General features: G+C 69.1%; 11 protein-coding genes. All 11 read right to left on the bottom strand.

Annotated features, from left to right (window positions below; translation table 11 throughout):
* Positions 1 to 4: 4 nt before the first annotated feature.
* From nuoL to ACZ7L7_RS09020, 11 genes are read right to left on the bottom strand one after another with little or no spacing between them, the layout of a single operon-like run.
* The gene (gene nuoL / locus ACZ7L7_RS09070) at positions 5 to 1,918 is read right to left on the bottom strand and encodes an NADH-quinone oxidoreductase subunit L (RefSeq protein ID WP_472075412.1); all 1,914 of its coding nucleotides are present in this window, start codon (positions 1,916 to 1,918) and stop codon (positions 5 to 7) included.
* A 14-nt stretch (positions 1,919 to 1,932) separates the two neighbouring features.
* Positions 1,933 to 2,232, bottom strand: coding sequence for an NADH-quinone oxidoreductase subunit NuoK (gene nuoK / locus ACZ7L7_RS09065; RefSeq protein ID WP_015658544.1), 300 nt, complete (start codon positions 2,230 to 2,232; stop codon positions 1,933 to 1,935).
* Positions 2,229 to 3,047 (bottom strand): NADH-quinone oxidoreductase subunit J, encoded by an 819-nt coding sequence (locus ACZ7L7_RS09060; RefSeq protein WP_472075410.1) that lies wholly within the window; start codon positions 3,045 to 3,047, stop codon positions 2,229 to 2,231. Before ACZ7L7_RS09060 ends, nuoK begins: the two co-directional genes overlap by 4 nt.
* The gene (gene nuoI / locus ACZ7L7_RS09055) at positions 3,044 to 3,646 is read right to left on the bottom strand and encodes an NADH-quinone oxidoreductase subunit NuoI (RefSeq protein ID WP_285510690.1); all 603 of its coding nucleotides are present in this window, start codon (positions 3,644 to 3,646) and stop codon (positions 3,044 to 3,046) included. The genes ACZ7L7_RS09060 and nuoI overlap by 4 nt, the downstream gene beginning before the upstream one ends.
* Positions 3,639 to 5,003 carry an NADH-quinone oxidoreductase subunit NuoH gene (gene nuoH, locus ACZ7L7_RS09050; protein ID WP_471428499.1) on the bottom strand — a complete coding sequence of 455 codons (1,365 nt, stop codon included), beginning with the start codon at positions 5,001 to 5,003 and terminating at the stop codon, positions 3,639 to 3,641. The genes nuoI and nuoH overlap by 8 nt, the downstream gene beginning before the upstream one ends.
* Positions 5,000 to 7,504, bottom strand: coding sequence for an NADH-quinone oxidoreductase subunit G (locus tag ACZ7L7_RS09045; protein ID WP_453599002.1), 2,505 nt, complete (start codon positions 7,502 to 7,504; stop codon positions 5,000 to 5,002). The genes nuoH and ACZ7L7_RS09045 overlap by 4 nt, the downstream gene beginning before the upstream one ends.
* The gene (gene nuoF / locus ACZ7L7_RS09040; protein ID WP_453598999.1) at positions 7,501 to 8,850 is read right to left on the bottom strand and encodes an NADH-quinone oxidoreductase subunit NuoF; all 1,350 of its coding nucleotides are present in this window, start codon (positions 8,848 to 8,850) and stop codon (positions 7,501 to 7,503) included. The genes ACZ7L7_RS09045 and nuoF overlap by 4 nt, the downstream gene beginning before the upstream one ends.
* Entirely contained in the window at positions 8,850 to 9,722 is an 873-nt protein-coding gene (gene nuoE / locus ACZ7L7_RS09035; RefSeq protein ID WP_285510694.1) for an NADH-quinone oxidoreductase subunit NuoE, read from the bottom strand. Before nuoE ends, nuoF begins: the two co-directional genes overlap by 1 nt.
* Positions 9,719 to 11,041, bottom strand: a complete 1,323-nt coding sequence (locus ACZ7L7_RS09030; protein WP_471428492.1) for an NADH-quinone oxidoreductase subunit D — start codon at positions 11,039 to 11,041, stop codon at positions 9,719 to 9,721. The genes nuoE and ACZ7L7_RS09030 overlap by 4 nt, the downstream gene beginning before the upstream one ends.
* Positions 11,038 to 11,772 carry an NADH-quinone oxidoreductase subunit C gene (locus ACZ7L7_RS09025; RefSeq protein ID WP_285510695.1) on the bottom strand — a complete coding sequence of 245 codons (735 nt, stop codon included), beginning with the start codon at positions 11,770 to 11,772 and terminating at the stop codon, positions 11,038 to 11,040. Before ACZ7L7_RS09025 ends, ACZ7L7_RS09030 begins: the two co-directional genes overlap by 4 nt.
* Positions 11,769 to 12,323: a NuoB/complex I 20 kDa subunit family protein gene (locus ACZ7L7_RS09020; protein ID WP_007383964.1), complete on the bottom strand. Its 555-nt coding sequence runs from the start codon at positions 12,321 to 12,323 to the stop codon at positions 11,769 to 11,771. The genes ACZ7L7_RS09025 and ACZ7L7_RS09020 overlap by 4 nt, the downstream gene beginning before the upstream one ends.
* Between the last annotated feature and the right edge of the window lie 12 nt (positions 12,324 to 12,335).

Genomic DNA, 12,335 nt, shown 5'->3' with positions numbered 1-12,335 from the left:
GGTATCAGACCGCCCTCATCAGCAGGGTCGCGGCGACCAGGAGTGCCGCACCGCCGAACATCGAGACCGCGTACGACCGCGCGTAGCCGTTCTGGAGCTTGCGCAGCCGTCCGGAGAGGCCGCCGACCGAGGCCGCCGTGCCGTTGACGACGCCGTCGACCAGGGTGTGGTCGACGTAGACCAGGGAGCGGGTGAGGTGCTCGCCGCCGCGGACCAGGACGACGTGGTTGAAGTCGTCCTGGAGCAGGTCGCGCCGGGCGGCCCGGGTGAGCAGCGACCCGCGCGGGGCGACGACCGGCACGGGACGGCGCCCGTACTGGAGGTACGCGACGGCCACGCCGAGGACCATGACGGCCACCGTGGAGGAGGTGACCGCGGCCGCGCTGAGCGGGGAGTGGCCGTGCTCGAAGCCAGTGACGGGCTCCAGCCAGTTCACGAAGCGGTCGCCGATGCTGAACAGGGCGCCCGCGAAGACCGAGCCGAAGGCCAGCACGATCATCGGGATGGTCATGGAGCTGGGCGACTCGTGCGGGTGCGGCTCGTTGCCCTGCTCGTCGGGCTGCCAGCGCTTCTCGCCGAAGAAGGTCATCAGCATCACGCGCGTCATGTAGTACGCGGTGATCGCGGCGCCCAGCAGGGCGCAGCCGCCGAGGATCCAGCCCTCGGTGCCGCCCTTGGCGAACGCCGCCTCGATGATCTTGTCCTTGGAGAAGAAGCCGGACAGGCCCGGGAAGCCGATGATGGCGAGGTAGCCGAGGCCGAAGGTGATGAAGGTGATCGGCATGTACCTGCGCAGGCCGCCGTACTTCCTCATGTCGACCTCGTCGTTCATGCCGTGCATGACCGAACCGGCGCCGAGGAAGAGCCCGGCCTTGAAGAAGCCGTGGGTCACCAGATGCATGATCGCGAAGGCGTAGCCGATGGGGCCGAGGCCCGCGGCGAGGATCATGTAGCCGATCTGCGACATGGTCGAACCGGCCAGCGCCTTCTTGATGTCGTCCTTCGCGCAACCGACGATCGCACCGAACAGGAGCGTGACCGCGCCGACGATGGTGACGACCAGTTGCGCGTCCGGGGCGGCGTCGAAGATCGCGCCGGAGCGGACGATCAGGTAGACGCCCGCCGTCACCATGGTGGCCGCGTGGATCAGGGCCGAGACCGGGGTCGGGCCCTCCATCGCGTCCCCGAGCCAGGACTGCAGCGGCACCTGGGCGGACTTGCCGCAGGCGGCGAGCAGCAGCATCAGGGCGATCGCGGTGAGCGTGCCCTCGGAGGCGTCGCCCGCCACTCCGGGCGTCTCCTCGCTGCCGAGGAGCGGGCCGAAGGCGAAGGTCCCGAAGGTGGTGAACATGATCATGATCGCGATCGACAGACCCATGTCGCCGACGCGGTTGACCAGGAACGCCTTCTTCGCCGCGGTGGCGGCGCTCGGCTTGTGCTGCCAGAAGCCGATCAGCAGGTAGGAGGCGAGACCGACGCCCTCCCAGCCGACGTACAGCAGCAGGTAGTTGTCGGCGAGGACCAGCAGGAGCATCGCCGCGAGGAACAGGTTGAGATAGCCGAAGAAACGGCGGCGGCGCTCGTCGTGCTCCATGTACCCGATCGAGTACAGGTGGATCAGCGAGCCGACGCCGGTGATCAGCAGGACGAACGTCATCGACAGCTGGTCGAGGCGGAAGGCGATGTCCGCCTGGAAGCCCTCCACCGGGATCCAGCTGAACAGGTGCTGGGTCAGCGTCCGGTCGGCGGCGTCCTTGCCGAGCAGGTCGAAGAAGAGGACCGCGCCGAACACGAAGGACAGGGACGCCAGCAGCGTGCCGATCCAGTGCCCGACGGCGTCCAGGCGCCGGCCGCCGCACAGCAGGACCGCCGCTCCGAGCAGGGGCGCCGCGATGAGCAGCGCAATCAGGTTCTCCACGATTCAGCGACCCCTTACAGCTTCATCAGGCTGGCGTCGTCGACCGAGGCCGAGTGGCGGGAACGGAACAGCGACACGATGATCGCGAGTCCGACCACGACCTCCGCGGCGGCGACGACCATCGTGAAGAAGGCGATGATCTGGCCGTCGAGGTTGCCGTGCATCCGGGAGAAGGCGACCAGCGAGAGGTTGCAGGCGTTGAGCATCAGCTCGATGCACATGAACACCACGATCGCGTTGCGCCTGATCAGTACGCCGGTGGCGCCGATCGTGAACAACAGGGCCGCGAGATAGAGGTAGTTGACCGGGTTCACTTGGCCGCCTCCCCACTGTTGGTGCGCTGCAGGCGTTCCTCGGCGCGCTGCTCCAGGGCCTTGAGGTCGTTGATCGCCTCGGTGGACACGTCCCGGATCTGGCCGCGCTCCCGCAGGGTCTTGCTGACGGTGAGCTCCGACGGGGTGCCGTCGGGCAGCAGGCCAGCGATGTCCACGGCGTTGTGCCGGGCGTACACACCGGGCGCCGGGAGCGGCGGCAGGTGCGTGCCCTTGCGCACCCGCTCCTCGGCCAGCTCGCGCTGGGTCTTGGCGCGCTCGGTGCGCTCCCGGTGGGTGAGCACCATCGCGCCGACGGCGGCGGTGATGAGCAGGGCGCCGGTGATCTCGAAGGCGAAGACGTACTTGGTGAACAACAGGGCGGCCAGGCCCTCGACATTGCCGTTCGCGTTGGCCTGGGCGAGGCCGTTGAACTCCGACAGGGAGGCGTTGCCGATCCCGGCGAACAGCAGGACCGCGAAGCCGAGGCCGCACAGCAGGGCCAGCCAGCGCTGGCCCTTGATGGTCTCCCTCAGGGAGTCCGCCGCGGTCACGCCGACCAGCATCACCACGAACAGGAACAGCATCATGATCGCGCCGGTGTAGACGACGATCTGCACGATGCCCAGGAAGTAGGCGCCGTTGGCGAGGTAGAACACCGCCAGGATGATCATGGTCCCGGCGAGGCAGAGGGCGCTGTGCACGGCCTTCTTCATGAAGACGGTGCACAGGGCGCCGATCACCGCGATCGTGCCGAGGACCCAGAACTGGAACGCCTCTCCGGTGGAGGTGGAGTAGGCGGCGAGCTGCGCGCTCATGCCTGCACCTCCTCTTCCTCTGGCTTCTCGCCCTTGGAGACGGCCACTTGGCGCTCGGTGCCGGGCGCCGCCTCGGTCACCAGGCCCCGGTAGTAGTCCTGCTCGTCGGTGCCGGGGTAGATCGCGTGCGGCGTGTCCACCATGCCGTCCTCAAGACCGGCGAGCAGTTGCTCCTTGGTGTAGATGAGGTTGGCGCGGCTGGAGTCGGCCAGTTCGAACTCGTTGGTCATCGTGAGCGCGCGCGTGGGGCACGCCTCGATGCACAGGCCGCACAGGATGCAGCGGGCGTAGTTGATCTGGTAGACGCGGCCGTACCGCTCGCCGGGCGAGTAGCGCTCCTCGTCGGTGTTGTCCGCGCCCTCGACGTAGATCGCGTCGGCGGGGCAGGCCCAGGCGCACAGTTCACAGCCGACGCACTTCTCCAGACCGTCCGGATGGCGATTGAGCTGGTGCCGTCCGTGGAAGCGCGGAGCGGTGGTCTTCTGCTGTTCCGGGTACTGCTCGGTCAGCCGCTTCTTGAACATGGCCTTGAAGGTCACGCCGAAGCCGGCCACCGGGTTCTGGAAACCGGGCTTGGTCTCCTTGGGCTCCTCAGCCATCGGACGCCTCCTTTCCATCCAGAGATCCGTCGTCACTCTGAGTATTCACCCCGCCACTGACAATGAGCTCCCGCTCCCGGCGCGAACTGCGCCTGGGAACCGGTGGAAGCTCCTGTCCGGGCAGAGGTGGTACGGGGAATCCGCCCGCCATCGGGTCGAAGTCGGCGGCCTGAGCGGCCTTCTCCTCCTCCTTCGGCTTGCCGCGGAACATGTCCACGACGAAGGAGAGGAGCAGCAGTACCAGGACGCCGCCGCCGATGTAGAGGGCGATGTCGGCGAAGTCGTAGTTCTCGTTGCGCAGTGTCCGCACGGTCGCCACGAGCATCAGCCAGACCACGGAGACCGGGATGAGGACCTTCCAGCCGAGCTTCATCAGCTGGTCGTAGCGGACCCGGGGCAGGGTGCCGCGCAGCCAGATGAAGAAGAACAGCAGCAGTTGGACCTTGATCGTGAACCAGAGCAGCGGCCACCAGCCGTGGTTCGCGCCCTCCCAGAAGGTGGAGACGGGCCAGGGGGCCCGCCAGCCGCCGAGGAAGAGCGTCACCGACACCGCCGAGACCGTCACCATGTTCACGTACTCGGCGAGCATGAACATCGCGAACTTGATCGACGAGTACTCGGTGTTGAAGCCGCCGACCAGGTCGCCCTCGGACTCCGGCATGTCGAACGGGGCGCGGTTGGTCTCGCCGACCATCGTGACGACGTAGATGATGAAGGAGACCGGCAGCAGGATGATGTACCAGCGGTCCTGCTGCGCCTCGACGATCGCCGAGGTCGACATCGAGCCGGAGTAGAGGAAGACCGAGGCGAAGGCGGCGCCCATGGCGATCTCGTAGGAGATCATCTGCGCGCAGGAGCGCAGACCGCCGAGCAGCGGGTAGGTCGAGCCGGAGCTCCAGCCCGCCAGCACGATGCCGTAGATGCCGACCGAGGCGACCGCGAGGATGTAGAGCATCGCGATCGGCAGGTCGGTGAGCTGCATCGTGGTGCGCTGGCCGAAGATCGAGACCTCGTTGCCGGCAGGCCCGAAGGGGATCACCGCGATCGCCATGAAGGCCGGGATGGCCGCGACAATCGGCGCGAGGATGTAGACCACCTTGTCCGCGCGCTTGACGATGACGTCTTCCTTCAGCATCAGCTTGATGCCGTCGGCGAGCGACTGGAGCATGCCCCAGGGGCCGTGCCGGTTGGGGCCGATGCGCAGCTGCATCCAGGCGACGACCTTGCGCTCCCACACGATGGAGAACAGCACGGTCACCATCAGGAAGGCGAAGCAGAACACCGCCTTGATGACGACCAGCCACCAGGGGTCCTGGCCGAACATCGAGAGGTCTTCAGCGGCGAGGTACCGACTCATGCCTCCACCTCCTTCGGGGCCTCGGACGTGGGCGTCGCCGGGCCGATGCGGACGAGGGTGCCGGGCCGCGCCCCGGTGTCGGAGGCGACGCCGGCGCCGGTGGAGTTCAGCGGGAGCCACACCACCCGGTCGGGCATCGCGGTGATCTGCAGCGGGAGTTCGACCGTCCCGGCGCTGCCGGTGACCGCGAGGACGTCGCCGTCCTTCACGCCCGCCTCGGCGGCGGTGGCGGCCGACACACGCGCGTGGGCGGCGTGCCGGGTCCCGGCGAGCGCGTCCTCGCCGTCCTGGAGGCGGCCTTGGTCGAGCAGCAGACGGTGCCCGGCCAGTACGGCCTCCCCGGCGGCGGGCCGCGGCAACGGCACCGCGGTCTCCAGGGGTTCACCGGCCCGCGGACCGTCCCAGGCGCCGAGCCGGTCCAGCTCCGCGCGCAGCGTGCGCAGATCCGGCAGGCCCAGGTGTACGTCCATGGCGTCGGCCAGCATCTGCAGGACGCGGGCGTCGGTCGGGGGCAGCCGGCGGGTCATCTGCTCGGGCTTGAGCGCGGCCTCGAAGGGGCGCAGCCTGCCCTCCCAGTTGAGGAAGGCGCCCGCCTTCTCCACGACCGCGGCGACCGGCAGGACCACGTCGGCGAGTTCGGTGACCTCGCTGGGCCGCAGCTCCAGCGAGACCAGGAACCCGGCCTCGGTGAGCGCCTCACGCGCGCGTGCCGGGTCGGGCAGGTCGGCGATCTCCACTCCGGCGACCACCAGGGCCTGGATCTCGCCGTTGGCGGCGGCCTCCACGATCTGGCTGGTGTCCCGGCCATAGCGGTGCGGGAGTTCGGCGACGCCCCAGGCGGCGGCGACCTCCTCACGCGCGCGTGGATCGGTGGCGGGACGGCCGCCCGGAAGCAGCGAGGGCAGCGCGCCCGCCTCGATGGCGCCGCGCTCCCCGGCCCGGCGCGGGATCCACACCAGCTGGGCGCCGGTCGCGGACGCGGCCCGCACAGCCGCGGTGAGACCGCCGGCCACCGCGGCCAGCCGCTCGCCCACGACGATGACCGCGCCCTCGGCGCGCAGCGCCTCCGCGGCCCGCGCGCCGTCCTCCTCCAGGCCGACACCGCTGGCGAGGGCGTCCAGCCACTCGGTCTCGGTGCCGGGGGCGGCGGGGAGCAGGGTGCCGCCCGCTTTCTCAAGCCCGCGTGTGGCGTGCGTGGCCAGTGAGAAGACCTTCTGGCCGTGCTTGCGCCACGCCTTGCGCAGCCGCAGGAAGACGCCGGGCGCCTCCTCCTCGGCCTCGAACCCGGCGAGCAGGACCGCGGGCGCCTTCTCCAGGGCGGTGTAGGTGACGCCCGTGCCGTCCAGGTCGCGTCCGCGTCCGGCGACCCGGGCGGCCAGGAAGTCGGCTTCCTCGCCGCTGTGCACGCGCGCGCGGAAGTCGATGTCGTTGGAGTCGAGCGCCACACGCGCGAACTTGCTGTACGCGTAGGCGTCCTCGACGGTGAGACGGCCGCCGGTGAGGACCGCGGCCCGGCCGCGCGAGGCGAGCAGTCCCTGCGCGGCGATCTGCAGGGCCTCCGGCCAGGACGCCGGGACCAGCTCGCCCTCGGGGTTGCGCACCAGCGGCGTCTCCAGCCGGTCGCGCATCTGGGCGTACCGGAAGGCGAAGCGGCCCTTGTCGCAGATCCACTCCTCGTTGACCTGCGGGTCGTTGGCCGCGAGGCGGCGCATGACCTTGCCGCGCCGGTGGTCGGTGCGGGTGGCGCAGCCGCCGGAGCAGTGCTCGCACACGCTCGGCGAGGACACCAGGTCGAAGGGGCGGGAGCGGAACCGGTACGCGGCCGAGGTGAGCGCGCCGACCGGGCAGATCTGGATGGTGTTGCCGGAGAAGTACGACTCGAAGGGGTCGCCCTCACCGGTGCCGACCTGCTGGAGCGCGCCCCGCTCGACCAGCTCGATCATCGGGTCGCCCGCGACCTGGTTGGAGAAGCGGGTGCAGCGGGCGCACAGCACGCACCGCTCGCGGTCGAGCAGCACCTGCGTGGAGATCGGCACGGGCTTCTCGTAGGTCCGCTTGCGTCCGTCGAAGCGGGACTCGGCCTGGCCGTGCGACATCGCCTGGTTCTGCAGCGGGCACTCGCCGCCCTTGTCGCAGACCGGGCAGTCCAGCGGGTGGTTGATGAGGAGGAGCTCCATCACACCCTTCTGCGCCTTCTCCGCGACCGGGGAGGTCAGATGGGTCTTGACGACCATGCCGTCGGTGCAGGTGATGGTGCAGGACGCCATCGGCTTGCGCTGGCCCTCGACCTCGACGATGCACTGGCGGCAGGCGCCGGCCGGGTCGAGGAGCGGGTGGTCGCAGAAGCGGGGGATCTCGATGCCGAGCTGCTCGGCGGCCCGGATGACCAGGGTGCCCTTGGGCACGCTGATCTCCACGCCGTCGATGGTCAGCGTGACGAGATCTTCCGGCGGGACCGCCGCCTCGCCGCCTCCGGAGGGAGCGCTGGTGGTCACCGTCATGCGTTCACCTCCGTGTGCTTGTCCGCCCAGGCCGTGGACTTGGCCGGGTCGAAGGGGCAGCCGCGGCCCGTGATGTGCTGCTCGTACTCCTCGCGGAAGAACTTCAGCGAGGAGAAGATCGGCGAGGCGGCACCGTCGCCGAGGGCGCAGAAGGACTTGCCGTTGATGTTGTCGGCGATGTCGTAGAGCTTGTCGAGGTCGTTCATCGTGCCCTTGCCGGCCTCGATGTCCCGCATCAACTGCACCAGCCAGTAGGTGCCTTCACGGCAGGGTGTGCACTTGCCGCAGGACTCGTGGGCGTAGAACTCGGTCCACCGGGTGACGGCGCGCACCACGCAGGTCGTCTCGTCGAAGCACTGCAGCGCCTTGGTGCCGAGCATGGAGCCGGCGGCGCCGACTCCTTCGTAGTCGAGCGGGACGTCGAGGTGCTCGTCGGTGAACATCGGCGTGGAGGAGCCGCCCGGCGTCCAGAACTTCAGCCGGTGGCCGGGGCGCATCCCGCCGCTCATGTCGAGCAGCTGGCGCAGGGTGATGCCGAGCGGGGCCTCGTACTGGCCGGGGCTGGCGACATGGCCGCTGAGCGAGTAGAGCGTGAAGCCCGGGGACTTCTCGCTGCCCATCGACCGGAACCAGTCCTTGCCCCGATTCAGGATCGCGGGAACCGACGCGATCGATTCGACGTTGTTCACCACAGTCGGGCAGGCGTAGAGGCCCGCGACAGCAGGGAAAGGAGGACGGAGCCGCGGTTGTCCACGGCGGCCTTCGAGCGAGTCGAGAAGTGCGGTCTCCTCACCGCAGATGTACGCCCCGGCGCCGGCGTGCACGGTGAGTTCGAGATCGAGGCCGCTGCCCAGAATGTTCTTGCCGAGGTAGCCGGCCGCGTAGGCCTCGCTCACGGCCGAGTGCAACCGCCGCAGCACAGGGACGACTTCACCACGCAGATAGATGAAGGCATGCGAAGACCTGATGGCATAACACGCGATGACAATGCCCTCGATGAGGCTATGCGGGTTCGCGAACAGGAGCGGGATGTCCTTGCACGTCCCGGGCTCCGATTCGTCGGCGTTGACAACTAGATAGTGCGGTTTTCCATCTCCCTGGGGAATGAACTGCCACTTCATTCCGGTGGGGAATCCCGCGCCGCCGCGCCCGCGCAGACCGGAGTCCTTCACATAGGCGATGAGGTCGTCCGGCGACATGGCGAGCGCCTTGCGAAGTCCCTCGTACCCCTCGTGCCTTCGGTAGACGTCCAGCGTCCAGGACCTGTCCTCGTCCCAGAAGGCCGACAGCACGGGTGCGAGCAGCTTCTCGGGGCTGGTGTCTTTCAGCTCGGGTGCCAAGGTCATCACTCCCCCTCCTCGGCGGCGGGCCCGGCCGGGTGTGCCGGGTCGGAGGCCGATGTGTCCTGCGGCGCGTCGTGCGAGCTCGCGTGCTCCGTCGGTGACGGCTCGGGCACCGCCCTGTCCTGCGGCTCCTCATGAGGTCCGCCGTCGCGTGGGTGCACCACCCGCGCGGGAGCGGTCTCCCCCTTGGCCAGCTTGAGGCCCACCAGCGAAGCGGGTCCCGCGCTTCCGGTGGCCTCGACTGCCCCGTCCCGCTCGTCGGGAAAGCCCGCCAGGATCCGGGCCGTCTCCTTGAAGGTGCACAGCGGCGCCCCGCGCGTGGGAGTCACCTGCTCTCCCGCGCGGAGGTCGTCGACCAGGCGCTTGGCGCTCTGCACGGTCTGGTTGTCGAAGAACTCCCAGTTGACCATCACGACCGGCGCGAAGTCGCAGGCCGCGTTGCACTCGATGTGCTCCAGGGTGACCTTGCCGTCGTCGGTGGTCTCGCCGTTGCCGACCCCGAGGTGCTCCTGGAGCGCCTCGAAGATCGCGTCGCCGCCCATCACCGCGCAGAGGGTGTTGGTGCAGACGCCGACCTGGTAGTCGCCGCTCGGCCGCCGCCGGTACATCGTGTAGAAGGTGGCGACGGCGGTGACCTCGGCCGTGGTCAGGTTCAGCATGTCCGCGCAGAACTGCATTCCGGTGCGCGTGACATGGCCCTCCTCGGACTGCACCAGGTGCAGCATCGGAAGGAGCGCGGACCGGGAGTCGGGGTAGCGGGCGATGATCTCGCGCGCGTCCCGCTCCAGCCGGGCTCGTACGTCGTCCGGGTAGTCGGGCGCGGGCAGTTGGGGCATGCCCAGGCTGACGCCCTGCTCCGAAGAACTGGTGGTCACCGGTCGACGCCTCCCATCACGGGGTCGATGGACGCGACGGCGACGATGACGTCGGCGACCTGGCCGCCCTCGCACATCGCCGCCATGGCCTGAAGGTTGGTGAAGGACGGGTCGCGGAAGTGGACCCGGTAGGGGCGGGTGCCGCCGTCGGACACGGCGTGCACGCCGAGTTCTCCCTTGGGGGACTCGACCGCCGCGTACGCCTGTCCCGGCGGGACGCGGAAGCCCTCGGTGACCAGCTTGAAGTGGTGGATCAGGGCCTCCATGGAGGTGCCCATGATCTTCTTGATGTGGTCGAGGGAGTTGCCGAGGCCGTCGGGGCCGAGCGCGAGCTGGGCGGGCCAGGCGATCTTCTTGTCGGCGACCATGACCGGTCCGGGCTGCAGCCGGTCCAGGCACTGCTCGACGATCCTGAGCGACTGGCGCATCTCCTCCAGGCGGATCAGGAAGCGGCCGTAGGCGTCGCAGGTGTCGGCGGTCGGGATGTCGAAGTCGAAGGTCTCGTACCCGCAGTAGGGCGAGCTCTTGCGCAGGTCGTGCGGCAGGCCGGTGGAGCGCAGGATCGGGCCGGTCGCGCCGAGGGCCATGCAGCCGGCCAGGTCGAGGTAGCCGATGTCCTGCATACGGGCCTTGAAGATGGGGTTCCCGGTGGCGAGCTTGTCGTACTCCGGGAGGTTCTTCTTCATCTTCTTCACGAACTCGCGGATCTGGTCCACCGCGCCGGGCGGCAGGTCCTGGGCGAGTCCGCCGGGCCGGATGTACGCGTGGTTCATCCTGAGGCCCGTGACCAGCTCGTAGATGTCGAGAATCATTTCACGATCACGGAATCCGTAGATCATGATCGTGGTCGCGCCGAGCTCCATGCCGCCGGTGGCGATGCACACCAGGTGCGAGGAGAGGCGGTTCAGCTCCATCAGGAGCACCCGGATGAGGGTGGCGCGGTCGGGGACCTGGTCCTCGATGCCGAGGAGCTTCTCGACGGCGAGACAGTAGGCGGTCTCGTTGAAGAAGGACGTCAGGTAGTCCATGCGCGTCACGAACGTGGTGCCCTGCGTCCAGGTGCGGAATTCGAGGTTCTTCTCGATACCGGTGTGCAGGTAGCCGATGCCGCAGCGGGCCTCGGTGACCGTCTCGCCCTCGATCTCCAGGATGAGCCGGAGCACCCCGTGGGTGGAGGGGTGCTGCGGGCCCATGTTGACGACGATGCGCTCGTCGTCGGCGCGGGCCGCGGACTGGACGACCTCGTCCCAGTCGCCGCCGGTGACCGTGTAGACGGTGCCCTCGGTGGTCTCGCGCCCCGTGGCGTGCTGCGTGCTCATGAGTACGACCTCCGCTGGTCCGGAGCCGGGATCTGGGCGCCCTTGTACTCGACGGGGATGCCGCCGAGGGGGTAGTCCTTGCGCTGCGGATGGCCCTGCCAGTCGTCCGGCATCATGATCCGCGTCAGGGCCGGGTGACCGTCGAAGACGATCCCGAAGAAGTCGTAGGTCTCACGCTCGTGCCAGTCGTTGGTCGGGTACACGGAGACCAGCGACGGGATGCGGCGGTCGCTGTCGGGGGCGCTGACCTCCAGCCGGATCAGCCGGTTGTGGGTGATCGAGCGCAGGTGGTAGACGGCGTGCAGCTCACGGCCCTTGTCGTGGAGGTAGTGGACGCCGCTCACCCCGGTGCACAGCTCGAAGCGCAGGGCCGGGTCGTCGCGCAGGGTGCGGGCGACGCGGACCAGGTGCTCGCGCTCGATGTGGAAGGTGAGTTCGCCGCGGTCGACGACCGTCTTCTCGATGGCGTTCTCGGGGAGGAGTCCCTGCTCCTCCAGGGCGCCCTCCAGTTCGTCGGCGACCTCGTCGAACCAGCCGCCGTAGGGGCGGCTCGCCGGTCCCGGGAGCCGGACCGAGCGGACGAGGCCGCCGTAGCCGGAGGTGTCGCCGCCGTTGTTGGCGCCGAACATGCCGCGCTGGACGCGGATCTCCTCGCCTCCCTCGCCGCGCTGGCCGGGGAGGTTGGAGGCCGCGAGGTCCTTCTCGGGGTTGACCCCGTTGGCGTCGCTCACCGCAGCAGCCCCTTCATCTCGATGGTGGGCAGGGCCTTGAGCGCCGCTTCCTCCGCCTCACGGGCCGCTTCCTCCGCGTTCACGCCGAGCTTGGAGGACTGGATCTTCTGGTGGAGCTTGAGGATCGCGTCCATCAGCATCTCGGGGCGGGGCGGGCAGCCGGGCAGATAGATGTCGACCGGGACGATGTGGTCGACGCCCTGGACGATGGCGTAGTTGTTGAACATGCCGCCCGAGGAGGCGCAGACCCCCATGGAGATCACCCACTTCGGGTTCGGCATCTGGTCGTAGACCTGCCGCAGCACCGGCGCCATCTTCTGGCTGACCCGGCCGGCGACGATCATGAGGTCCGCCTGCCGCGGTGAGCCGCGGAAGACCTCCATGCCGAAGCGCGCCAGGTCGTAGCGGCCGGCGCCGGTGGTCATCATCTCGATGGCACAGCAGGCGAGGCCGAAGGTGGCGGGGAAGACCGACGCCTTGCGCACCCAGCCCGCGGCCTGCTCGACGGTGGTCAGCAGGAAGCCGCTCGGCAGCTTTTCTTCGAGTCCCATGAGTTAAAGGCC

Source organism: Streptomyces sp. NPDC110618 (assembly GCF_055657065.1).
This window is presented reverse-complemented; position numbering and strand designations above follow the sequence as displayed.

Bases quoted from the DNA above. Each gene is read 5' to 3' on its own strand.
- ACZ7L7_RS09060 (WP_472075410.1), bottom strand. From the start codon at position 3,047: ATGAGCGCGCAGCTCGCCGCCTACTCCACCTCCACCGGAGAGGCGTTC.
- nuoI (WP_285510690.1), bottom strand. From the start codon at position 3,646: ATGGCTGAGGAGCCCAAGGAGACCAAGCCCGGTTTCCAGAACCCGGTG.
- nuoH (WP_471428499.1), bottom strand. From the start codon at position 5,003: ATGAGTCGGTACCTCGCCGCTGAAGACCTCTCGATGTTCGGCCAGGAC.
- ACZ7L7_RS09045 (WP_453599002.1), bottom strand. From the start codon at position 7,504: ATGACGGTGACCACCAGCGCTCCCTCCGGAGGCGGCGAGGCGGCGGTC.
- nuoF (WP_453598999.1), bottom strand. From the start codon at position 8,850: ATGACCTTGGCACCCGAGCTGAAAGACACCAGCCCCGAGAAGCTGCTC.
- ACZ7L7_RS09030 (WP_471428492.1), bottom strand. From the start codon at position 11,041: ATGAGCACGCAGCACGCCACGGGGCGCGAGACCACCGAGGGCACCGTC.
- ACZ7L7_RS09020 (WP_007383964.1), bottom strand. From the start codon at position 12,323: ATGGGACTCGAAGAAAAGCTGCCGAGCGGCTTCCTGCTGACCACCGTC.